Below are 23,099 nucleotides of genomic sequence, written 5' to 3'. Positions count from 1 at the left end.
ATCAGCCGAGCAGCTCGTCCACATAACACCAGCGCCAGGCTTCGCCGGGTTCGACGCTGCGCATCACAGGATGTCCGGTGCCGCGGTAGTGCTTGGTCGCATGGTTGCCGACCGAGGATTCGCAACACGCAATGTGTTTGCAGGACAGGCACATTCGCAGATGAACCCAGCTCATGCCCTCGGCCAGGCATTCCTCGCAGACGTCAGGGCCGGTCGGCTCCATGACGAGCGGTGCTTGCTCCAGATGCGCGCACGTGTCGCCCACGGTGGGCGCGGACAGCGGCTCGAGCCGTTCCTCCTCGGTCTCGTCGTACCGGTCGATCATCGACTCCTCGAGGTCGAGCCGGGCGAGCACGTATTGCAGGATCTCGTAGTCGGCGCCGCCGGAATCCCGTACGCGCAGTACCGTTTCCCGTTCCGCGCGCAGCATTTGCAGCCGCAGCCGCCGGTACTCCGCGGTCGGGGTGGCCAGCTCGGATTCGGCGCGGCCGAGGCGCTCCCAGGCGGCGTTGGTCTTCCAGGTGACCCGGTCGCGCAACGAATCGACCACGGACGCGGGCGTTTCCGGGGTGACCCACTTGTCGAGTTCGGCCAGGCCCGCGGTCGTCGCCTGCTGGAGCAGGTTCGCCTTCTGCAGCGCGTTCTCGGCGCGACTCGGCCCGCGCAGGTGCAGCAGCCGCACCAGCCACGGCAGCGAAGTGCCTTGCAACAGTAGCGTTCCCGCGACAACGACCAGCGCGAGCAGCTTCAGCACCGGCAGCTGCGGGGTGTCCTCGGGCAGCAGCAGCACCGCGGCCAGGGTGACCACGCCGCGCATGCCCGCCCAGGACACCACCGTCGAATGCCGGAGCGGCACGCCACCGGAATGGCGGCCGAGCCGGCGAATCAGCAACGACCACGGGAAAATCCACAACGATCGCGCCAGCATCGTCGCGAGCAGCACGCCGATCGCGGCCACCACCACGGTGCGATGGTCGAGCCCGCTGCTCCACGCGCCTTCGAGGATCGCGCGCACCTGCAACCCGATGATGACGAACACCGAACTCTCCAGAATGAACTGGATGGTGCGCCAATTGGTGCGCTCGGCGATCCGTGAGGCCGCGCTCTGCCACACCGGCGCGCCGTGCCCGAGGATCATGCCGCAGGTGACCACCGCGATCACACCGGACGCGTGGATTCCTTCCGCGGGAAGGTACGCGGCGAACGGGGCCAGGAACGACAGCGTCGTATCCAGCACCGGGTCGGTGATCCGACGACGAAGCAGCGCAAGCAGATACGCCACCACAACGCCCACCGCGGCGCCGCCGCCCGCGGCGAGCAGGAAGTCGCCGCCCGCCTGCCACACCGACACCGTGCCTGCCGACGCGGCGATCGCGGTCCGCAACGCGACCAGCGCGGTGGCGTCGTTGAACAGCGACTCGTCCTCGAGAATCGTGACGATCTGACGCGGCATCCCGATCCGCCTGGCTACCGCGGTCGCCGCCACCGCGTCCGGCGGCGCGACCACCGCGCCGAGCGCGACCGCGACCGCGAACGGCACCGGCAGCAGCCACCACACCACCGTCGCGACGGCGAAGGTGCTGAACAGCACCAACCCCACCGAGAGTGACGCGATAGTGCGGAGGTTGGCGCGGAAATCGACCAGCGACGTCCGGATCGCGGCCGTGTACAGCAGCGGCGGCAGCAACCCGAGCAGGATGATCTCCGGGTCGGGATGGATCTCCGGCACGAACGGCAGATAGGACGCCGCCACCCCGGCCACGGTCAGGACGAGTGGCTCGGACACTCCGAACCGGCGGGCCAGCGCCGCCAGCGCTGCCGCCGAAGCTACAAGAACCACTAGGCCGATCGCGACATGCACCGTCGCATTCTCGCAGAGCGCACCGACGGCAACTTCGCCCGCGGTACATGACACGTCCGGAGTCGACGGATTTCCTGTGCCGGAGGGGTTCAGGGGCCATGCTTGTCGGCGACAAGGAGGTAGGCATGGAGGAGTTTGCGTCCTGGCGGGCGAACGGCAGGCGGTTCACCCACCGCGGCCACCAGATCTTCTATCGCGACGACGGCGGTGGTGCCGACGGCACGCTGGTCTGCATCCACGGGTTCCCGACCGCGTCCTGGGACTGGCATCGCGTCTGGCCCGGGCTGTGCACGCGGTTCGCCCGGGTGCTCGCGCCGGACATGATCGGCTTCGGCTGGTCGGCCAAGCCAAGCAATTACCGGTACTCGATCGCCGATCAGGCCGATATTCACGAAGACCTGGTTCGAGAGCAGGGGATCGACCGGTGCCACATCCTCGCCCACGATTACGGCGATACCGTCGCGCAGGAGTTGCTGGCGCGCGACGCGGAGCGCAGGGCGGCGGGCGATGAGTCGCTGGTGATCGAGTCGGTCTGCCTGCTCAACGGTGGATTGTTCCCGGAGACGCATCGTGCGCGGCTGGTGCAGCGGGTGCTGGCCAGTCCGCTCGGCCCGCTGGCCAGCTTCCTGGCGTCCGAGCGCGCGTATACGGCGAGCTTGTCGTCGGTCTTCGGGCCCGACACGAAACCGAGCAAGGAAGAACTCGATCAGTTCTGGACGCTGTGGTGCGGCAAGCGCGGTAAACGTAACGGGCACAAGTTGATTCGTTACATGAGTGAACGTCGCAGGTATCGCGAACGCTGGGTTGGGGCGCTGCGTGATGCCGCGGTGCCGTTGCGGCTCATCGATGGGCTGCTCGACCCCGTGTCGGGGGCGCACATGGTCCACCGCTACCGGGAGTTGGTCCCGAATCCCGATGTGGTGGAGCTTCCGACGGTCGGTCATTACCCCCAAGTGGAAGCCCCCGATGACACCCTGGCGGCTTTCCTCGACTTTCACGCCACTCGGGTGCCGCACCGGACCACCTGACCATTCGAACCGTGGTCACGCTGACCCGCCCTGGCAACACGCTGGCAGGGTGGGTCGATGAGCCCGGTCGAGCCCGGGAATGAGCGTTGGGAGCCCGCCCCGCGCCCTCTCCGGTACCGCGGAACTCACCATTTCGGTCGGCACCCGCGAAACTGCCTCAACCACCCGTGGTCAGGCAAACATGACGCGCTGAACAGCTCAGTTACCCGTGCCGCGTCATGCTTATGGCATATCCCATAACATGGTGGTATGGCAGGGACACGCCGAGCGCGTAGCGAGGGTTCTGTACGGCCGCGTCCAGGCGACGCGCGGCGGCGGATGGTCGAGGGGGCGGTCGAGTCGTTGCGGGTGCACGGCGCCAGCGCGACGAGTGTGGATCGGGTACTCAGTACCACCGGAGCGCCGCGTGGCTCGGTGTATCACCATTTTCCCGGTGGGCGCACGGAGCTGATCAACGACGCGGTCGTCACGGCGGGGACCTTGATGTCCGAGTTCATCGAGCGGCTGACCGCCGACAGCGACCCGGTGACCGCACTCGATCAGTTCGCCACGATGTGGCGGCGCACGCTGCTCGACAGTGAATTCCGTGCGGGCTGTCCGGTTTTCGCCGTCGCGGTCGAAACCAACGATGACGCACCGGAATTCGCTCGCGCCGCCGCCGACGCCTTCGCCCGCTGGGAACGCGCCCTTTCCGAAATGCTTGTCCGAGACGGCATTTCCGAGGTTCGCGCTCGCAGTCTGGCGACCCTCACGGTCGCCGCCTTCGAGGGCGCGATTGCCCTGTGTCGAGCTCGGCGCGATATCACACCGCTCGACAATGTCGTCGGCGAACTTCGCGACCTGATCCCCGCCGTCAGTCGCACCGAATAGGCCGGAGGGGATCGCCGCGCCTCGGCCGCAGCTAAGGGGCCGCTGCGCGTCGCCCCGGTCTCGCTCCCTCGGAGCCTGCGGATCTGCACTCAGTGCGGGCAGTTGGAAGAGGACGGATCCCTAGAAGGTCGCGGATACGGACCGCTGCGCATCTGACTGGCGCGGAGTGGGTGGTACCTCTTGACACACCTATTATGGTAGACACCATAACGGGAAACGGTTTCGGGCGAATCAGGTTTGCGCCGAAGCATTCTCATGAACCCGCCGTCGCCATGCGCATCGAAGGAGCCGCCGATGTCCGCCGCCGATCTCCCACTGGAGACCATCGAACTGGTCCAGGACGGGCGGGTGCTGACGGCTCGGGTCGTCGCACCACCGCTCAACTTCGCCACTCCCGAATTCGTCCGTGATCTGGATACGCTGACGGCCGCGGTCGACGCCGACGACACCGTAGGCGCGGTCGTCCTCACCGGCGGGCTGCCCGGCCGGTTCCTCACCCACGCGGACCCGCGTGCACTCATCGGCATGATCGAGTTGCCGCATCCGTTCGTCCCCGCTCGGGTCGCGGCGCCGTTCCTGCGGTTCGGCGACGTGGCGATGCGGTTGCCCGGCGCGACGCGCCTTGCCGAACGTTTCGGTGGTGGGCTCGGCGCCGGGCTGGTGTGGGGGCACCGCTGGAAGAAGACCACCTTGCGGATGAACCGTTCCGGCGTGGTGTACCTGGCCGCGATCAACGGCCCCGCGCTCGGCGGCGGCCACGAGATCGCGTTGTCCTGCGACCTGCGGTACGCCGCCGACGCCGATCACGTCAAACTCGGCCAGATCGAGACGCTCGCCAACCTGATCCCGGGCGGCGGCGGCACCCAGCGGCTCTCCCGGCTCTTGGGCGCTGCCAAAGCAATTGAGGTAACCCTCGAAGGCGCACCGCTGTCGGTACAGGAAGGCTACCGGCTCGGCCTGGTGCATCGATTGGTCCCAGAGGATCAGCTCCTGGCCGAAACTCAGTCGACCGCAGCACGATTGGCCACCCGCAACCCGGTGGCCGTCGCGGAAGCCAAGCGCGCCATCTACTTCGGCACCGACAAGTCCCTGTCCCGCGGCCTCGACCGCGAGCAAGCCGGATTCATCTCCGCGGGCACCACCGCCGCGGCCGCCCGCACCACCACAGCCTTCCTCGACGACCTCGACCGCCTCGGCGACACCCCCTTCCTCGCCGACCTCAAACCGTGGCTCGACGGCACCCGCGTCGACCAGATCGGCAAATGACCGACCCTGACGTTTCACGCTGAGGACTGCCAGCGAGCTGGCGCAACCCGAGATAGCCTGCCGCGCAATGCTTATCGTGCCGCGAACAAGGGTGTACGGCTTACGCAGCCGGTGTGCGGCCCTTGCGCAATGGGCGTGCGGTCTTTGGTGCACGCCGGAAGCAGGACACGCGGCGGGTGGCAGGGACGCCAGGACGCACGGTGCGCGGCAGGGTGGAAGATGCGCAGTAGCTGTCGCTCTCAGCGTGACAACGCGCGAACGCCCCGGACGTGAACGTGTCTCCGTTGACACGTTCACGTCCGGGGCGTTCCGGCGGGGCAACCGTTCGCGAGCCCCTCATCGACTCGCGAAGGCGTCCGGGCTAGGGCGTGTTGCCCTGAACGTCGATACCGCGGGCGGCGAGCCAGGGCATGGGGTCGATGGGTTCGCCGCTGGGCAGGTGGATTTCGTAGTGCAGGTGCGGGCCGGTGGAGAAGCCGCGGTTGCCGACGGTGGCGATGATGTCGCCCGCGCGGACCTGCTGGCCGACGGTGGCCAGGATGTCGTTGACGTGGCCGTAGATGCCGATGGTGCCGTCGTCCTGCTGCACCCGCACCCACATGCCGAAGCCGCTGGCCGGTCCGGCCTCGATCACGACGCCGTCGGTGACCGCGCCGATCGGCGTGCCGATCGGGTCGGCCAGGTCGAGGCCGGCGTGCAGTGCGCCCCAGCGCACGCCGAAGGTGGAGGTCAGGACGCCGGCGATGGGGCGAACGGTCTTGGGCCGGGCGGCTTCGACGGCGAGGCGGTGCTGCTCCCACACGACGTTGTCCGGCACGGTCTGCGGCTGCTGCGCCTCGCGCGGGGTGAAGGCGGTGAACATGGCCTGCGTTGCCACGTCGGCGTCGGCGGCGGCGAGCTTGCCTGTCGTCAGGTGGCCGGAGGTCGATTGCTGATCGGCGGCGGCGAGCACGCCGAGCGAGGCGCTGACAACCGCGGACACGGCCACCGCGCGGGTGGCGGCACGGTGGCGTCGAGTCCGGGTCGCGCCCCGACGGGAAGATAACGGAACGGTCACGGGCATGGGACGAACGTACGGGAGGCTCATGCAGGTTCCGCAATCGTGTGGTTACCGTCACATCGGTACGAAAGCCCAGTTCGCGTATTACAACTGTGTAACGCAAGCGCGCGCCTCGCGTGTTCACCTGGGGGAATTCCGTATTACGCCAAGTTGACCAAATGGTCGCTCGGTGGTCACACTATTTCAGTGGTGACTAACGGAGTTCTCGCGCTCATGGCGCTGTCCGACCCGACCCGCCGCGCCATCTTCGAGGCCCTCCCGCAGGCCCCGCGCGCGGTCGGCGAACTCGCGGAACTCACCGGCGTCACCAGTTCCGCGGTCTCCCAGCACCTGCGCGTCCTGCGCGAAGCCCGCCTGGTAATGATGCGCCCGGACGGCAACCGCCACCTCTACTCCCTGGACCCGCGCGGCCTCAGCGACGCCCGCGACTACCTGGACCAGTTCTGGCCGAGCGCCCTAGCCGCCTATTCCGCCGCGCTCCAAACTGCACGCGTGGACGGCGACCTGTAATCGACCGGGCGGGTTGAGCGCCAGTTCTGTACGGCAGCAAGGGAACTCGCGATTCGGGTTGATGGGTCCTCGCGCGCGGCAGCTGTCCGCTGGATTTAGGAAGAGTGGCCGGACCCGGCCAAGCCAGGCGAGGTGGCGGCGGCTGTCCGTCGGATGCGCGAAGGACCGTCAGGCTCGGGAGGGCAGGCGGGGTGTCGGTGATGTGGCGGCAGCTGGCCGCTGGATGCGCGACGAATCGGCCAGGTCCGGGAGAGGCAGGCGAGGTGTCGTGATGGCGGCACGTATGCGCCGAAGGGCCAGACGAGGTGTGGCGGCTGGCCGCTGGATGTGCGAAGAAGCGGCCGGATCCGGCCAGGCCAGGCGAGATGGCGGCGGCTGTCCGTTGGATGCGCGAAGGACCGCCAGGTCGGGGAAGGCCCGGCGGGGTGTCGGGTGGCGGCAGTTGTCCGTTGGATGCGCGAAGGGCGGGCCAGGTCCGGGTGGACCAGGTGATGTGGCGGCGGATGTCCGCTGGATGTGCGAAGGGGCGGCCAGGTCCGGGAGGGCCAGGCGCGTCGGTGATGTAGTTGTGCGTGTCTGCTGACGGCGGGTGGAACCGTCAGCCGACGCGGCGATAGGGAGCGCGGCGGGGTTGCGTGCCGGTGCCGGGCCAGTTGCGCTTGTTGAGTTGCTTGTCCACTGCGTTGATGACCTCGGTGACGCCGATCCGCAGCAGGCCGGGGTCGGGAGTGTCGGCGGAGGGGTCGCCGAGCTGACCGGCCCACAGCGCGACATGCCGGTTCAACAGGTGCGGGGGCGGTCCGCCCCAGCGCGGCGGGGTGGGGCCGAAGATCTGGACGGTGCGGGTGCCGAACGCGGTGGCCAGGTGGGCAACTCCGGTGTCGCCGCTGATCACGAGTCCCGCCTCGGCCACGGTGGCGGCCAGTTCGATGAGGTTCTGGTCCCCGGCCAGCACCCGCCCGATCGGCAGGCCGGCCCGCGCGGCAATGTTCAGCGCGATCTCCCGCTCATACTCATCCCCGGTGAGCACCACCTCGCGACCGAGCACCAGCAGATGCCGGACAACGGCGGCGAACCGATCCGGCGGCCAGCGCCGGGCCGGCGCACTCGCGCCGACGTGCACCACGACGCAATCCCGGTGACTCGTGGTCGATACCGGCGGCACCAGACCGAGATTGCGCCGATCCGCGACGATGCCGTCGGACTCGAGCAGATGGCACCAGCGGTCCACATCGTGCATATCGGTCTGCCACTCCGGACCGTCCAGCTCGGGGAACGCCGGATTGCGGTAGCTGAGGATCCGTCCTGGATTCGTCTTCTCCAGTTGCACAATGCTTTCGGTGCTCGGCCCGTGCAGGTTGACCGCGAGCTGCGGGCCGGGCGCGTCCCAGCGCAGTCCGCCGAGTTCGGCGGTCGGCACCATCGCGTCCACCGAGGCGATCAGATCGACGATCGGCTTCAGCCGGTGCGGCGCGGCGAGCACGATGCGGTCGTGTGGCTTGGCGCGGCGCAGCGCACGAAGCGCCGGGACCCCGGTAAGTAGATCACCAAGGCCCCGCGCCTGCAGCACGAGTACAACCGCCACCCTCTTCTCCTAGCCACCCGAGACTCACGATTTCCGACCCACCCGCTACACCCCCATGGGCATGCACGACGAGAGTCACTTAGGGATGACTACCCGAGCCGATCCGGCGATAAACCCCGCTAGCGATCGCCTCGTGTGCGATGGCGCACTAACCTCGTGTCATGACCTCCCGGCTCAACCCGTACCTCAGTTTCGGCGACACGGCCCGCGCAGCTCTGGAGTTCTACCGCGACGTGTTCGGCGGCACCCTGACCATCAACACCTTCAGCGAATTCAGTGATCAGGAGGCGCCCGGCGCGGACCTGGTCATGCACGGCATCCTGGAGACCCCGAGCGGCTTCACGTTGATGGCCGCGGACACCCCGCCCGGCATGGAATACAAACCGGGAAGCAGCATTTCGATCAGCCTCAGCGGCGAGGATGTTGCCGAGCTGCATGGTTACTGGGACCGGTTGTCGGAGGCGGGCACGGTGTCGGTGCCGCTGGAGAAGCAGATGTGGGGCGACGAGTTCGGCCTCTGCCAGGACCGGTACGGCACCACCTGGATGGTGAATATCGCCGCTCCCGCGGCGGCGAACTCGGGCGTGTCGAGCGTCGACGGATCGGTCGCTTAGCCGGACCCCCTTGCCGGACAGGCGCAGGATTCGGTGGGTAAGCCCACTGGACTTGCCGTTTTACACCGGCAAATGTCCAGGAAACTCGTCTTTCTGGGCATAGCATCGGGTTATGACGACAAACAGCGTGCTAGAGGGTCCTTTGCAGTCTCTTGCCCGCAGTGCGTGGCAAACCGTTCTGGTCACCGGCTTACTTTCGGTGATCCTCGGTGTGATCATTCTCGCCTGGCCCGGCGTCACCCTGCTGGCGGCGGGCGTCCTGTTCGGCATCTACCTGGTGGTCAGCGGGTTTCTGCAACTGATGGCCGCGTTCGGCGCACCGGCGAGCACCGGGATGCGGGTGCTCGCCTTCATCAGCGGCGTGCTCTCCATCGCGATCGGCGTCTTCTGTTTTCGTGACGAGCTGACTTCGATTCTGCTGCTTGCGATCTGGATCGGAATCGGCTGGCTGTTCCGTGGGGTGTCCGCGGTGGTGATCGCGGTGTCCGAGCCTGCCGTGCCCGGACGCTGGCTGGCCGTGTTCTTCGGGGTGATCACCGTGATCGCGGGCATCGTGCTGATCGCGTGGCCGTTGACGTCGGTGGCCACGCTGGCGATCGTGGTCGGCGTGTGGTTGATCGTGCTCGGCATCATGGAGGTCATCTTGGCGTTCGGAGTCCGCAAGGATGCCAAGGCGATGCACGGCGCTACCGGTATCTGATCGGATTCATTCGGCCTGCGGCCGCCGCGTCGACTCGGCGCGGCGGCCGCCGCGTGTTCGCCCCACCGGAGTAAGTGCGACTAACCGACTGCCGGCACTCCTGCGGGTCGGCATCATCATGATTCGAACAGTGACTGTCCGAGATACCCGCCCGGCGACGGCACGCCCGGCGGTATGACGAACACCGCTGAGCCGATTGGCGTCGTCCACACGTTGAGTGCGTCGAACTCCGCGAGTCGCTGTTGGACCGGCAAGAATTGGGCGTCCACGTCGCGCTGGTAGGCGGCGAACAGCAGGCCCGAATTCGAGATCCGCCCCGGTGCCGGGGCGTCGTCGTAGTTGTAGCCGCGGCGCAGGAACCGCTCGCCGTCGTGCGTGTGGTGCGCGCGGGCGATGTGCGAGGACGGCGGGATGACCGTGATGCCGTTGGCGTCGACGGCCGCGAAATCCGGTTCGTCGAACTCGGCGGTGCCGGTCAGTGGCGCACCGGTGGCGATGGTGCGGCCGACGGTGAGTTCCCTTCCCTCCTGGTCGATTTCGTCCCAGGTGTCCAACGTCATCGCGATGCGGCGCAGCACGAAGGAGGAGCCGCCGGCGAGCCAGGGTTGGGCCGTGCCGTTGTCCCACACCAGCCGATCGGCGTCGGGGCCCGGTGCGATGTTCACCGTGCCGTCCACCTGGCCCATGAGATTGCGTGGGGTCCGGCCGGGTTCGGCGTTGCGGAACCCGCGCTGCACCCAGCGCACCGTGACCAGTGACGACACACTCCGGCACAGCACGCGCACCGCGTGGGACACCGTCGTCGCCTCGTCCGCGCAGACCTGCACCAGCAGATCGCCGTCGCTCCACGCTGACTCCAGCCGGTCGATCTCGAACGGCGGCAGCGGGCGAAGCCAGGCCGGGCGGCGGTGCTCTAGGCCCGCCGCGGTGAACACCCCGGGGCCGAGGCCGACGGTGACGGTGAGCCGCGCCGGGCGTTGCGCCAGTTCCGGTTCGGTGTCGGCCAAGGCGGGGTAGCCCTGGGTGAGGCGCGCGGCATCGCCGGTCCAGATCTTCAAGATGCCGATGAGGTCGTCTCTGGCGACGCCCGGTTTCAGATCGAAGGCGACGAACGCCGCCTGCGACTGCGGGGTGGTCGCGATCCCGGATTGGTGTGTACCGTAAAACGGTTCGATCGCCGACGTCCCCGGTGCGTCACGGGCGGAGAGTGTGACCGCGCCCCAGCCGATGCCCGCGGCACCCGCTGCGGCGGCACCGCCACCGAGCAGGCGCCGCCGGTTGAGACGCCCCGGGTTGGTCTCAGCCACCGTGCGCCGGTGCCTGCGCACCGCCCGCGTGATCGGGCGCGTAGTTCTCCTGGTTGCCGGAGAAGTCACGCACCTGCGCGGTGAATGTGGTCGTCGAGCCGTCGTCGAAGGTGAGCGTGACCGGCGTTTCGGTGCCCGTACGCAGCGGACCGGTGAGCCCCATGAACATGATGTGGTCACCACCCGGGCGCAACTCGACCTTCCCGTGCGCCGGAATCACGAAACCGCCCGCCTTGGGACGCATCGTCTTGGTCCCACTCGCATCCGCGGCCACCTCGTGCAGCTCGACTCGGCTCGACGCGGGGCTCGCCGCCGACACCACTGTCCGCGCCTTGTCGCCCGCATTGCTCAGCTCGCCGAACGCCGCCGACATGTCACCATCCGCCGCCTTCACCCACTGATCCTTGATCGTGACCGAGTCCGCGGCGCGCGTCTCGGCCTTGTCGTTAGACGAACAGGCGACGAGGAGTAGCGGGACGGCCAAAGCGACTGCGGCGGTGCGCAGTACGCGCGTAGACCGGCGACGGCCGGATGTCGGATTGCTGGTGAAGGTGAGCATGGAATCTCCGATCGTGGGAAATGTGTTGTCGCGCCGCGAGTTATCGACCCGGGCGATGTTGAGAGGGCTCTGGTCGGCGCTGGATGTGGATCCAGTCCCCGTTGGTCGCATCAAACGGCTTGCTGAGCTGATCGATTTGGCCGAACCGGTCCGTCCCGAAACCCGGCCGTTGCGGTTCACTGGTCGCCATCGGCGCCGACTATGGTCTGAGCCGCTGAGCCGCTGAGCCGCTGAGCCGCTGAGCCGCTGAGCCGCTGAGCCGCTGAGCCGCTGAGCCGCCGAGCCGCCGAACCGAGCTGTCGAGCTGCTGAGCTGCCGAGCTGCCGAACCGAGCCGCCGTCGAGCCGAGCCGAGCCGAGCCGAGCTGTCAAGCAGTCGAGCCGCCAACGGCGAGTCGAATCGACCCATGTCCGAACCCGACCGTGCTGATCCGCAACCTCCGCTGATCGTGGCGTGGCCATCTGGCTGTGACGCCCTGCGAGACGCTGCCAGACCGGTATCACCACAAATCCGCACTTGGATCTGCACTCGGAATAGGGCCCTAGAATGGTGCGGATCCCGAGTTAGGGTGCGGATTCTGGTGCTTGCGTGGGGAGTTGGGGCGCGCACACCGGTTCGGCAAGCTAACGCGGGCCGGTTCAAGCCTGGCAACCCGGAGCCGGTCCGAGCGCGTGGCAATTGCTGGTTGCCACGACGTTGGACCCGATCAATGCGTTGTCGGCCCGCCGATAGGTCGACCGTGACCCGAGTCGTCTTCAAGTCACATGATTCGGCCTCGCGGAAAGCTCTGGCATATTGATGAAGCCGCGTTTACTCGGCGCAATAGATGTGCCCAGCAACGAGATCGATGCCCACCGTGGACTCTTGGTGGGCTCGATCAACGACTGTCCATCGAGACCTTGGTGAACTGTATCGAGCATCCGATGTAGGGGTGTCTCGTAGCAGCACGGGAATGTGCTGTGCGACAGAACAACTGGGTCGCACCACGCGGGCGGTGGGAACGTGCGCTCAGCGACGCGGTGGTGGCCCGCGTAGCCCGTATCCAGAGCTGAACAGCAATCGCCGGGGCGCGGTGAGCGGGCCGACGGGGACGGCGTAGTGGAGTGCAAAGGGTGCCGCGAGGCGAGTGCCGAGCGCTCGCACTACGCGGGTCGCAGCGGATACCGCTCGCCCGAAAGCGATTTCAGCGCCACGGATGAGTAATGCGCCCACCGGGATAGCCGCGAGGTGTGCGGCGACCATGACCGAGGTCATGCCGGTGTTGTGGTGATGGCCGGAAGACATAGTCAGCGCGACATGGCCGACCGCCTGCCCGATCGCCAGCAGCACCATCACTTCGCCGACTCCGAAGCGAGCCCGCCGCGCGCCGACAACCACCCCGACCACCGTGCAGGCGGCGATCAACACGGTGATCGATGACTGACCGGGGGAGACATCGCCGCCACCAAGCGCATGCGCGGCAATGCTCACCGCACCGGACACCGATCCGACAAACGCGCCGCGCACCCGCGCCGTTGCCTCCGCCGATGTCCGCACCGAGCCATACTACTTCCGGTCGTAGCCCCCGATCGCACCGGTTTCCGCAGTCGCCCAGGCCGCCGAGCCGGTGGCACTGGCGGCCCGCGGCTCCGCGAGATGACAGCAGATGCCCGCCGGCTGGCCATGCATATCTGCGCGGCGCCCCACCTGAGTGTTCAATACTTGCTCCGTGCCAAGGAAAGCAGGGTGCGCGCACCAGCCATTGCAGAGGTTTAGCGTGTGGCCCTCGTTCAGCACACATCGATCACGCCAGAACCGGCAGCAACTCTGGCCGCTTGGCTTCCTGGGAGTCGCCGGAGGATGCTCCGCGCAGCCTGCGGCCGATCCATGGTGCGAGGTAGCGGACGGTCCAGCGGAACTCTGTCGTGACTGTCTCGGTGCGGGATCGGCTGACCGGCGGTAGTGGTTCGCGCCAGGTGTTGTCGGCTCCGGGGACGGCGAGTGTGGTGGCGAGGGCGCGGGCGACGATGTCGTGGCCGATCGGGCTGAGGTGCAGTCGGTCCTCGTCCCATGCGGCAGGGTGGGTGGCCGCGACGACCGGTTCGAAGTCGACGAGGGTGACGCCGTTTCGTGCGGCCAGCGCGCGCAGGTCGGCGTTGAGGGTGCGTACTCGCGCGGACAGCGGGCGGGCGAACGGGGCGACGGCGCCGATGTCGGGGAAGGTGAACGTGACCACCGTGGTGTCGATCGCGGTGAGCGCGGTGAACATGGCCTCGATGTCGGCGAGCAGCGCGTCCCGGTCGAAGCGCGGTCGGATGACGTCGTTCATTCCCGCGACCACGGTGGCTAGGTCGGGTTTCAGTGCGAGGGCGGGGGCGAGCTGTTCGGCGCGGATCTCGGCGGCGCGACGGCCGCGGACGGCGAGGTTGGCGTAGCGCAGGCCCGGGTCCGCGGCGGCGAGCAGGCCGGCGAATCGGTCGGCCCAGCCGTGGTAGCCGCCGTTGCCGTCGGGATCGCCGATGCCTTCGGTCTGGCTGTCGCCGAGGGCGACGTAACGGGCGAACGAGGGTCCTCGGGTCGGCGCCACGTCGAGCTCCTGTGGTGTGCGTCGGGCGGAATGCCCTACCGGCGCCCCGCTTTTCGGCCCATCGTCGCACGCGCTCAGAGCGGCCGGAATCCCGACCCGACGCCGCCACCTTGATCGATGTCGTCGAGCACCATCCTGATTTGGGTGGCCACCGCCGGATCGTGCAGCGGCGCGATCGGGGGATGACACACCATGTCGAACACGGTGACCCCGACCAGTCGCACGCCGATGTGCCCGACATTCATGCCGACCAGCCGATCGCCGATGGTGACCGGTCCACCGGAATCGCCGGGCTGCGAACAGGACTGGTTCTGGAACCACCACCGATGCGTGTCCCATACGACGCCGCAGTTGTATCCGGTGGTCCGCCCGTTCTTGCATACCACGTCACCCTGCTGTGGTGGCGTGCCGATACCGCCGATCATGGTCGCGGCCACCTGGCGCACCGGCGCGACCTTGGTTCGATCGAACTCGAGCACCGCGTAGTCGTCGTAGTGATCGACCGCGGCGACGGTGCCGACGACGCCGGCGTCCGGTGCCTGCTCCGCCCGCACCGACATCCCTACTTCCGTGCAATGTCCCGCGGTGAGTCCCACCAGCCGGTCCGCGCGGTCGTACCCGATGGTGGTCAGCGTGCAGACGCCGCGCCCGAGCAGAATCCCGGAACCGCCGCCGAGCGAGGCGGTCGGTACGGCCGCCGCTACTCCCGGCGCGCCGACGGCGGCGAACGTCAGCGCTACCGCACAGAGGGTGAGTCGAATCCCTAACCGGCTCAGAGCGACCATGTCGCACCCTTCATCCCGGGGATGTATCAGGTCACGATCATTCGTTCAGACGATCGGCCTGATTGTTTCAGACTGGTCGGTCTCTAGTCGGGTCGATAACCGTTCCGTGACCAGATCTTGGGTCAAGTGCAACCACGAGAGTTCGTCGACGACGAAGGGAGGTTCGGACTCCCGTAGGTGAGCACTGATTCAATGGCACACATCGGCGGGGCCTTCTCGGGCGATGCCGCCATGGTGTGCCACTCGATATCCGAGTTGGCCCGGCACGTGCGGCAGCCAGGGGTTGGGGCTGATGCGTGATCGAGTATCGGCGGATAGTCCTGCGGGGGGATGCGGGGTTAGCTCCGTGGAGGGATGCCGTCGAGCGGGACGCGCCGCTAACTTTCCCTGAAGTCGAGGGGAGAGATCATGCGGTACACGGTGGTTGCGGTAGCGCTGGTCGTCGCGGTGGCTGGCTGCCATTCGGCGCCCGCCGAGGATGTCTTGCAGCGAGATGTCGACGCCATCGTGGCACTTGGCGTTTCCGGGGTGCAGGCGCGGGTGGTGGACGGTGTGGGCGAACGGGTAGCTGTGGCGGGTAAGTCGGATATCGCAGCGGCGGAACCGGTTTCGCCGTACGGCTTCTTCCGGATCGGCAGTGTGACCAAGTCACTGGTGGCGACCGTTGTCCTGATGTTGGTCGGCGAGGGCCGCCTCACGCTGGACGACACCGTGCAGCGGTGGCTGCCGGACATGGTGCGCGCCAACGGGAACGACGGCAACCTGATCACGGTCGAACAACTTCTCCAGCACGCCAGCGGTATTCACGACAGCCTGCCCGATTTCGACACCCCGGAAAACTATTACCGATTCCGTTACCAGGTGCGAACTCCGGAACAGACGGTGGCGGCGGCTATCGAGGACCCGCCTGATTTCGCCCCCGGCACCGGCTGGGCCTATGCGAATGCCGGCTACGTGCTGCTCGGCCTGATCATCGAGCAGGTGACCAAACGTCCCTGGTACGAGGAGGTCCGGTCGCGGATCATCGAGCCGCTCGGGCTGCGTGACACCCGCTGGCCCGGAACCTCGCCCACGCTGCCCGTGCCACACGCCAAGGCCTACCAGCAGTACGAACGCGACGGGCCGCTGACGGATGTCACCGAAGTGGTGGACGCCGATGCCTCCGGCGGCTTCCTCTCCACCACTGCCGATATCGGCACCTTCTATCGAAGTCTGTTGGGCGGGAAACTGCTACGGCCCGAGCTGCTGGATCGGATGCGCACCACCGTCCCGGTCGATGGCGTGATCGGGCAGGTCTGGCCCGGTATCCGGGACGGGCTCGGGCTGTTCGCGGTGCCCTCGACCTGTGGGGGTGTCTACTGGACGCACAACGGCGGCCAGGAGGGCTACATCACCGAGACCGGCGTGACCGGGGACGGGCGGCGCAGTGCCGTCGTATCGATGTCCACGGCCCTCGCCGCAGGCGAAGACATCACGCGGAGTAAAGGATTCGAGCAGCAGCGCGCGGCCACCGCGTTGGTCGCTCACGCGCTGTGTGGTGAATAGGGGTACAGCTCAGAGGAATTCGTTCAGGTGTGTCAGCAGTGCCTCGGGGCGTTCCTCGGCGATGAAGTGGCCGCAGTCGGGAATGGCGGCGCCGCGCACGTCTTCGGCATAGTCACGCCAAACCTCCAGTACCGGAATCTGTTCCAGGAAGCTGGCCGAGCCCCAGACGGCGAGCATCGGCATGGTGAGCCGGTGGCCCGCGGAGGTGCCGTCGTGTTCGGCGTCCAGCTCGGCGGCGCGGTAGTCGTCGAAGCCGGCCCGCAGTGCGCCGGGAGTGCTGAAAGCGCGGATGTATTCGTCGATGGCCTCGCCGGGCAGACCGTGCCGGTTGACCGTCCAGGTCTCGAAGAAGTAGCGCAGGTAGCCGGGAATGTCATGGCCGACAAGACGTTCGGGCAGATCCGGCTGCAGGTGGAACAGCCAGTGGAAGTAGCGGCGGCCGAGCGCGGCGTCCATCCGGCGCCAGGTCTCCCTGGTGGGAATGATGTCGAGCACGGCGATCTTGGTGATCTGATCCGGGCGATCCAGCGCCCAGCGGTGGGCCACCCGCGCGCCGCGGTCGTGCCCGACGACGGCCGCGGAGGCGAAGCCGAGCGATTCGATCAGCGTGGCCACGTCGGAGGCCATGCTGCGTTTGTCGTAGCCGGTGGTCGGTTTGTCGGTGTAGCCATAACCGCGCAAGTCCGGGGCGATCACGGTATGGCGCTCGGCCAATGCGGGCAGCACCTTCCGCCAGCAGTAGCCGGTCTGCGGCCAGCCGTGCAACAACACCAGCGCCGGGCCCGATCCGGCGCGGCGGAAATGCATATGAATGCCGTTCACGGTGGCAACCCCGCGGCTGATCTCGACCATAGAGACATTCTCGGCCGGGCCGGAGGTCGGCGGCGGCGAAATCGCGTCAACAGCCTGCGCTGGCTGCGAATGTTGGGGTGGCGGAGAGACTCCGGCGCGTCGGCCGGAGTCGATCATGGTCGGCGCGCAGGGGTACCAGCCGACGCCGGTACAGCAGAATCGCGATCCGCACCGGATAGCCGATAGCGGCCGCGATCACAGTCGAGTTCGCCCGTGCTGTCGACTATGACGTCGGCGCTTTCACCGTTGAGGTTGCCGGTGCCGTCGACGTGGTGGGAGCCGGGGCGTTCGAGGTGACCGTTGGTGCGGTCGAGGTCGTCACCGGGGCGGCGGTCGGCAGGATCGGTTCCGGGCAGACGCCGGTTTGTTCGCCGAGGATGTTGATTTCGGCATTGGCGCGGGGGTCGCCTGCGTAGTTGATGCGGTCGGTGCATTTGACGTAGTTGTCGGCGGGCGGTTGCTGCGGTTCCGGGCAGACGCCGGTTTGTTCGCCGAGGATGTTGATTTCGGCGTTCGCGCGGGGGTCGCCTGCGTAGTTGATGCGGTCGGTGCACTTGACGTATTCCTCGACCGGTGTCTGAGGTGCGCCGGCTGCCTGCGGCACCTGCGGGACTGCGCCCCGGGGTGCCGGTTGGTCCGGTGCCGCCTGCCCGGGTGTCGGTTGCGCGCTGGCCCGCGAGGGCGTCGCGGTGGCGCTCGCGACGGGAGTTCTGGAAGCGGCTGGTTGGTCGTTGCTGCTGGACGAACATCCAGTGAGAACCACTGCGGCCAGCATGAATAAAGCTGTCGCAACGCTCTTCTGCGCGGATAAGTGGGACATAGCTCCTCCTGGTACCTCGCCCCGGTCGATCCGAAGGGCGCGAATTACTGTGCGGCCATTACGGTTCGGCTCGCACGAAGTGTTGATGCGCTATCGGCCGCCGAAGCCGCCCCGGTCTCGAGCGATGACAGCATCGCGCGCCGGTCGTCTCGAATGGGTCGCTCCGTAATGAACGAACGGAGCGGGTTGCGCCGAGAGGGTCGTGCAAAAGTGTGTGAGCAAGGGTGGACACGTCGAGGGGGTCGCACAGTGATGTGCGAACAACGCGGCCTGTGTCGAGGGCGTCGCCCCATGGTGCGCGAACAGTGCCGGTTGCGCCGAGTAGGACGCGTCATCGTGCGCGAACATAGCCGACCGCGTGCAGGTGCTCGCGCCGGAGCGATCGGGCAGTGGAGCTCGCGTAGACAGAGTCGCGCAGTCAGGCACGAACAGATTCGGTTGTGCCACGGGCGTGCCGTACAGCGCGGGCCGGGGCGCTCGCGTCGAGGACGTAGCGCTGGGGTGCCCGAACTGAATGGGTTTCGTTGAGGGTGCCGCGCAGTGGTGCGCGAACAAGACAGGGGACTTGGCCCGGCGCCGCGCCGCGATACCGTGTGGCTCGATCTGCCCGTCCGAGAACGTGATTCCGGCCATCGATGCCGTGTATGGGCTGATGGACCGTGCGGTGCCGGATTCGGGGGAGTGCCTGCGGGCAGGTGCCCAGCGTTGATTCATCATGGCCCCCTCCCGCTCCGCATGCCGGTTCGGCACCCCGATGAGAACCCTAATCGCCGGTGCCGCGCACGAGCAGACACCAGAATCACGGGGTTGGCGCGCCGCGCTCGATGTGCTGACCTGCGACTACGAAAGCGCGGGCGTCACAAGGCGATCGTCGCGCGGACCAGGTTGTGATCGGACAGCCCGCCCGCGTCCTCGACGACCACGTCACGCACGGTCGCGTCGCGCACGACCACGTGATCGATGAACTGCGATTTCGCGCCCGAGGTGCGCGGTCGGGTCGCCAGCGAGTTCGGCGCCAGGTCGGCGACGGTGAATCCCTCCCCGAGGCTCGACGCGACCGTCTTTCGATCGATATTGAAGTCGCCGAGCAGCACCGCCGGATACTCCGGTGTGACGGAAGCCATTTCGGCCAGCCGGGCGAACTGCTTGGTGCGCCGCCGATCCCCGGTCACGTGCGTGGCGATCACCACAACACCGCCCGCGCTGACCGCGAGCGCGCCCTTGCCTGGGTCGTCGGCGAACGACTCGGCGGTGATGTCGCGGCTCGGCCCCTCGACGATGAGCACCAGGTGCTCGCTCGGATCACGCAGCGCGCTGGCGTGCCTGCGTGCGGTCGGCACGCGCACATACTCCATGGAGTGGATCGTGCGGCCGGGCAAAGCGGCGCGCAGACTGATCAATTGATCACCACTGACCTCCTGCAGTGCGATGACCCACTCGGTCCGCGCCGCCACCCGCGCCGTGACCGCGTCGATGCGCGCGGCCTCGTCCGGCCACCGGCTGGAGACGTCCTCGTACCAATTCTCGGCGTGGATGCGGTGCAGGACGTTCCACGTGGCAACGGTGATCACAGGTCGCGATGCTAGGGGACCGGGTGCCGGCGGTTGCCGCCGGAGCGCGGTCTGCGCGAATGATGTCGGGCGCGCATCAGGAGATCTCGCCGCTCATCCCGTCGAAGTCGTTGCGGCGTTGCCGCTTTCGTCGGTGACCCGGTCGAGGCGCGGGAACAGGATCTCGCTGATCAGCAGCAGCACGGCCGCGGCGACGGGGATGGCGAGCAAGGCGCCGATGATGCCGAGGAGCGCACCGCCGAGCAACACGGCAACGACCGTCACCACGGCGGGGACCTGAACCGTGCGCCCCATGATCTTGGGTGCCAGCAGATAGTCCTCCACCAGCCGCAGGAAGATGAAGAACCCGACGGTGGCGAGACTGACCGGGAGCGACACCGTCAGCGCGACCACCGCGATGATCACGCCGGCCAGCGTCGAGCCGACCAGCGGGATCAGGTCCAGCACCGCGACGAGTACCGAAAGCACCAGCGCGAACGGGACATCGAAGGTGAGCAACCAGATGAAGGTGAGCACGGCGGTGATCAGCGAGATCAGCACATTGCCGAGGACGTAGCCGCCGACCTTGACGAAGATGGCGTCGCCGATCAAGATGGCGCGGGGTCGCCGCGCGTGCGGAAAGAAGCGGTAGACGTAGGCGCGTAGTTTCGGGAAGTTCGCGGAGAAGTAGGCGGTGAGTACCGCGACGATTACCGTGCTGGTGATGGCGCCGAACACCATTTTCCCTGCGCCGAGCAGGCCGCCGGTCCATGACGTGTCGGCGGCGATGCCTTCGCGCAGTTTGTCCTCCAGATGTAAGCGGGCCGAGGTGGTGCGCACGATCGGGTAGGTCTGTTCGAGGTGCCGCAGCTTGTCCGGTGCGTGGTCGATGAGCGCTCTGCCCTGATCGATCATCGGCGTGATCGCGGCGGCGAGGAATCCGGCGAGCCCGGCGAGTACGCAGACGAAGACGATCGTGACGGCCACACCGCGCCGGACCCGGTGTCTGGTCATCCAGGAGACCACCGGTTCGATGCCGATCGCGAGGAAGAGCGCCGCGACCACCAGCACCAGCGCGTCACGCGCGTCGAGGAGTAGCCGGCCGAAGCCGACGGTGACGATGACGCCCGCGGTACCGGTCATCCCGATCATGAACGGGGACCAGCGATCGAATCGCTTGCCCGGCTTACCCAGCGGATGTTTCTCGGTGCTGATCGCGGCGGCATCGGCCTCGGCTGCCGTGATCTCCGCCGGTTCGTCGCTGGCATGTGGTTGGCCCACCCAGTGGCCGTGGGCCTCTTCGGCCACGCCGTCGTCCACGGATTTCTCTGTCGAATCGTTCACCGAGCTGGTCCTTCTGCTGTCGCCGCGCCACAACGGTGGAGGGTGGTGGCTGTACCCGGCGTGGAGTCGATGAAACAGGATATATGCAAACATTGCGATTTATGCATATAATCTGCGGCATGAGTACAGAGGCACGAGGCGAGCACGGGCATGGGTCGTCATTGCTGGGCGAGCGGTCGGAGCTGATCTTCGCGATCGCCTCCGGCGTCACCTACGCCGCGGGTATGACGGCGAAGTACCTGGTGTCGGCACCGGAGTGGGTGGCGCTCGCATTGTTCGCCGCGACCTACTTCTTCGGCGGCTACTTCACCATTCGTACCGCGATCGCCACCCTGCGCCGCGGCCGATTCGAGGTCGACTTCCTGATGCTGGTCGCGGCGGTGGGCGCGGCCATGGTCGGCAAGTGGGCCGAGGGTTCGGTGCTGCTGTTCCTGTTCAGCCTCGGGCACGCGCTCGAGGAGTACGCGATGGGTCGCGCCCAGCGCTCGATCGAGGCGCTTGCCGAACTCGCTCCGGACACCGCGCTGGTGCGCGGGCCCGACGGTGTCGTGCGCGAGGTCGAGGTGAATGCGCTGGCGATCGGGGACGTAGTTGTCGTGCTGCCGAATTCGCGGCTCGCCGCGGATGGTGTGGTGGTCGACGGGGTGAGTAGCGTCGACGAGTCGTCGGTGACCGGTGAGAGCATTCCGGTGGAGAAGGCGCCGATTGCCGACGCGGCCGCCGCGCTGGCGAGTAGTACATCCGTACCGGAATCGCATCGGGTGTTCGCGGGCACGATGAACGGCTCCGGCGCGATGGATGTGCTGGTGACCAGTCGGGCCGCGGACAGCATGCTGGCGCGGGTCATCACGATGGTGCGCGAGGCCGATACCCAGAAGTCGCCCACCCAGCGATTCATCGACCGCTTCCAGCTGTGCTATGTGCCTGTTGTGCTCGCCGGAGTGCTCGGTGTGCTGGCCTTCGGTGTGTTCGTCGCGTCGGAACCGTTCGCCGACAGCTTCTATCGAGCCATGGTCGTGCTGGTGGCCGCGAGCCCGTGCGCGCTGGCGATCGCGACCCCGAGCGCGGTGCTGGCCGGAATCGCCCGGGCCGCGCAGGCCGGCGTCCTCGCCAAGGGCGGCGGACCACTGGAGACGCTGGGCCGCGTGCGGTCGATGGCGTTCGACAAGACCGGCACCCTCACCTGGGGACAGCCCAAGGTCACCGACATCGTCGAGGCCCGGCCGGAGCTACGCGACGAACTGATCACCACCCTGTTCGCGGTCGAGTCCTACAGCGACCATCCCCTTGCCGGCGCGATCACCCGCGACCTCGCGCTCTTGGTGCCCGCCGGTGCCGAACGGGCGGCGACCTCGGTGAATTCGGTGACCGGTCGCGGCGTCACCGCCCTGGTCGACGGCCGCGCCACCGAGGTCGGCAACCGCACCATGTTCGTCGAACTCGATCCCGAGGGCGTGCCCGGCGACATCATCCGAATCGTCGATGAGCTGCACGAGCGTGGCCGCACCACGATGATCGTCCGGCACGCGGGCGTGTACCTGGGCGTCGTCGGCGTGATGGACATACCGCGCGCCGAGGCGGCACCCGTCGTCGCACGACTGCGCGAACTCGGCATCGACGACATCGTCCTCATCTCCGGCGACAACCAGCGCGTCGCCGACGCCGTCGCCGCCGACATGGGCCTGAACGCCGCACACGGTGGGCTGCTCCCCGAGGACAAGGTCACCATGATCGGCAAGCTCGGCGGCCGCAACGGCACCGCCATGGTCGGCGACGGCGTCAACGACGCGCCCGCCATGGTGAACGCCTCGGTCGGCATCGCCATGGGCGCAAGCGGTTCCGCCGTCGCCCTGGAAACCGCCGACATCGCCTTGATGGTCGACGACATCGGCCGTCTGCCCTTCGCGGTAGCGCTGAGTCGTCGCACCGCCCGCATCATCCGGCAGAATCTCGCCTTCTCGCTCTTGGTCGTCGCCGCGCTGGTTCCCGCCACCTTGATCGGCCTACCCATCGGCCCTGCGGTCTTCATTCACGAAGGTTCCACCCTGCTCGTCGTCGCGAACGCCCTGCGGCTGTTGCGCTTCGGACGGGGCGCCGAACATGAGGGCATCGACCACGAGCCTCGGCCCGCTACCGAGTGACCGATGGGCGCTGAACTGGCCGTGCTTGGCTCGCGGGATCATGACAGGCGCCGGTCACTCGCTATCGAGTGACCGGTGGGCGCCGTTGAACGGGGCCTGGCACATGACGCGAGAATGCGTTTGACCATGAGCCCGC

At 67.6% G+C, this 23,099-nt stretch carries 21 protein-coding genes; 9 read left to right on the top strand and 12 right to left on the bottom strand.

Annotated elements, in window-relative coordinates; genetic code table 11:
• Position 1 precedes the first annotated feature (1 nt).
• Positions 2-1,861, bottom strand: coding sequence for a Na+/H+ antiporter (locus tag ACIBCN_RS23680; RefSeq protein WP_396993789.1), 1,860 nt, complete (start codon positions 1,859-1,861; stop codon positions 2-4).
• Between the two features lie 125 nt (positions 1,862-1,986).
• On the opposite strand from ACIBCN_RS23680, the gene ACIBCN_RS23675 reads away from it, so the two are divergent.
• From ACIBCN_RS23675 to ACIBCN_RS23665, 3 genes are all read left to right on the top strand, one after another.
• Positions 1,987-2,889 carry an alpha/beta fold hydrolase gene (locus tag ACIBCN_RS23675; RefSeq protein ID WP_396993788.1) on the top strand — a complete coding sequence of 301 codons (903 nt, stop codon included), beginning with the start codon at positions 1,987-1,989 and terminating at the stop codon, positions 2,887-2,889.
• 249 nt (positions 2,890-3,138) lie between these two features.
• A complete protein-coding gene (locus ACIBCN_RS23670) occupies positions 3,139-3,759 on the top strand; it encodes a TetR/AcrR family transcriptional regulator (RefSeq protein WP_396993787.1) in 621 nt (206 codons plus the stop codon).
• 294 nt (positions 3,760-4,053) lie between these two features.
• Positions 4,054-5,025 carry an enoyl-CoA hydratase/isomerase family protein gene (locus ACIBCN_RS23665; RefSeq protein WP_396993786.1) on the top strand — a complete coding sequence of 324 codons (972 nt, stop codon included), beginning with the start codon at positions 4,054-4,056 and terminating at the stop codon, positions 5,023-5,025.
• A gap of 361 nt (positions 5,026-5,386) precedes the next feature.
• Here the strand turns inward: ACIBCN_RS23665 and ACIBCN_RS23660 are convergent, their stop codons facing one another.
• The gene (locus tag ACIBCN_RS23660; protein WP_396993785.1) at positions 5,387-6,088 is read right to left on the bottom strand and encodes a M23 family metallopeptidase; all 702 of its coding nucleotides are present in this window, start codon (positions 6,086-6,088) and stop codon (positions 5,387-5,389) included.
• 210 nt (positions 6,089-6,298) lie between these two features.
• On the opposite strand from ACIBCN_RS23660, the gene ACIBCN_RS23655 reads away from it, so the two are divergent.
• On the top strand, positions 6,299-6,595 hold the full coding sequence (locus ACIBCN_RS23655; protein WP_396993946.1) for an ArsR/SmtB family transcription factor: 297 nt from the start codon (positions 6,299-6,301) through the stop codon (positions 6,593-6,595).
• A 598-nt stretch (positions 6,596-7,193) separates the two neighbouring features.
• Here the strand turns inward: ACIBCN_RS23655 and ACIBCN_RS23650 are convergent.
• Positions 7,194-8,180 (bottom strand): glycosyltransferase family 9 protein, encoded by a 987-nt coding sequence (locus tag ACIBCN_RS23650; protein WP_396993784.1) that lies wholly within the window; start codon positions 8,178-8,180, stop codon positions 7,194-7,196.
• Positions 8,181-8,341: 161 nt separating this feature from the next.
• On the opposite strand from ACIBCN_RS23650, the gene ACIBCN_RS23645 reads away from it, so the two are divergent.
• A complete protein-coding gene (locus ACIBCN_RS23645) occupies positions 8,342-8,794 on the top strand; it encodes a VOC family protein (RefSeq protein ID WP_396993783.1) in 453 nt (150 codons plus the stop codon).
• 112 nt (positions 8,795-8,906) lie between these two features.
• Positions 8,907-9,494, top strand: coding sequence for an HdeD family acid-resistance protein (locus tag ACIBCN_RS23640; RefSeq protein ID WP_396993782.1), 588 nt, complete (start codon positions 8,907-8,909; stop codon positions 9,492-9,494).
• A 116-nt stretch (positions 9,495-9,610) separates the two neighbouring features.
• Here the strand turns inward: ACIBCN_RS23640 and ACIBCN_RS23635 are convergent, their stop codons facing one another.
• From ACIBCN_RS23635 to ACIBCN_RS23615, 5 genes are all read right to left on the bottom strand, one after another.
• A complete protein-coding gene (locus ACIBCN_RS23635; RefSeq protein WP_396993781.1) occupies positions 9,611-10,801 on the bottom strand; it encodes a Dyp-type peroxidase in 1,191 nt (396 codons plus the stop codon).
• Positions 10,794-11,360: a copper chaperone PCu(A)C gene (locus tag ACIBCN_RS23630; RefSeq protein ID WP_396993780.1), complete on the bottom strand. Its 567-nt coding sequence runs from the start codon at positions 11,358-11,360 to the stop codon at positions 10,794-10,796. Before ACIBCN_RS23630 ends, ACIBCN_RS23635 begins: the two co-directional genes overlap by 8 nt.
• Before the next feature lie 1,008 nt (positions 11,361-12,368).
• The gene (locus ACIBCN_RS23625; RefSeq protein ID WP_396993779.1) at positions 12,369-12,896 is read right to left on the bottom strand and encodes a hypothetical protein; all 528 of its coding nucleotides are present in this window, start codon (positions 12,894-12,896) and stop codon (positions 12,369-12,371) included.
• A 247-nt stretch (positions 12,897-13,143) separates the two neighbouring features.
• A complete protein-coding gene (locus tag ACIBCN_RS23620) occupies positions 13,144-13,926 on the bottom strand; it encodes an SGNH/GDSL hydrolase family protein (RefSeq protein ID WP_396993778.1) in 783 nt (260 codons plus the stop codon).
• Positions 13,927-14,000: 74 nt separating this feature from the next.
• Positions 14,001-14,711, bottom strand: coding sequence for a hypothetical protein (locus ACIBCN_RS23615; protein WP_396993777.1), 711 nt, complete (start codon positions 14,709-14,711; stop codon positions 14,001-14,003).
• Positions 14,712-15,119: 408 nt separating this feature from the next.
• Between ACIBCN_RS23615 and ACIBCN_RS23610 the strand changes: the two genes are divergently transcribed.
• A complete protein-coding gene (locus ACIBCN_RS23610; RefSeq protein ID WP_396993776.1) occupies positions 15,120-16,256 on the top strand; it encodes a serine hydrolase domain-containing protein in 1,137 nt (378 codons plus the stop codon).
• A 9-nt stretch (positions 16,257-16,265) separates the two neighbouring features.
• Here ACIBCN_RS23610 and ACIBCN_RS23605 read toward each other — a convergent pair whose 3' ends face one another.
• Positions 16,266-17,108 (bottom strand): alpha/beta fold hydrolase, encoded by an 843-nt coding sequence (locus tag ACIBCN_RS23605; RefSeq protein ID WP_396993775.1) that lies wholly within the window; start codon positions 17,106-17,108, stop codon positions 16,266-16,268.
• Between the two features lie 223 nt (positions 17,109-17,331).
• On the bottom strand, positions 17,332-17,712 hold the full coding sequence (locus ACIBCN_RS23600; RefSeq protein WP_396993774.1) for a hypothetical protein: 381 nt from the start codon (positions 17,710-17,712) through the stop codon (positions 17,332-17,334).
• A gap of 730 nt (positions 17,713-18,442) precedes the next feature.
• Here ACIBCN_RS23600 and ACIBCN_RS23595 point away from each other — a divergent pair.
• A complete protein-coding gene (locus ACIBCN_RS23595; protein WP_396993773.1) occupies positions 18,443-18,637 on the top strand; it encodes a hypothetical protein in 195 nt (64 codons plus the stop codon).
• A gap of 148 nt (positions 18,638-18,785) precedes the next feature.
• Here the strand turns inward: ACIBCN_RS23595 and ACIBCN_RS23590 are convergent, their stop codons facing one another.
• Entirely contained in the window at positions 18,786-19,499 is a 714-nt protein-coding gene (locus tag ACIBCN_RS23590; RefSeq protein WP_396993772.1) for an endonuclease/exonuclease/phosphatase family protein, read from the bottom strand.
• Between the two features lie 93 nt (positions 19,500-19,592).
• The gene (locus ACIBCN_RS23585) at positions 19,593-20,759 is read right to left on the bottom strand and encodes an AI-2E family transporter (RefSeq protein ID WP_396993945.1); all 1,167 of its coding nucleotides are present in this window, start codon (positions 20,757-20,759) and stop codon (positions 19,593-19,595) included.
• A 182-nt stretch (positions 20,760-20,941) separates the two neighbouring features.
• Between ACIBCN_RS23585 and ACIBCN_RS23580 the strand changes: the two genes are divergently transcribed.
• Entirely contained in the window at positions 20,942-22,963 is a 2,022-nt protein-coding gene (locus ACIBCN_RS23580) for a heavy metal translocating P-type ATPase (RefSeq protein WP_396993771.1), read from the top strand.
• Positions 22,964-23,099 lie beyond the last annotated feature (136 nt).

This window comes from Nocardia sp. NPDC051052 (genome assembly GCF_044456045.1).
GTDB lineage: Bacteria > Actinomycetota > Actinomycetes > Mycobacteriales > Mycobacteriaceae > Nocardia.
Note: the sequence above shows the minus strand (reverse complement) of the source record. Positions and strands in the feature narration are given on the sequence as shown.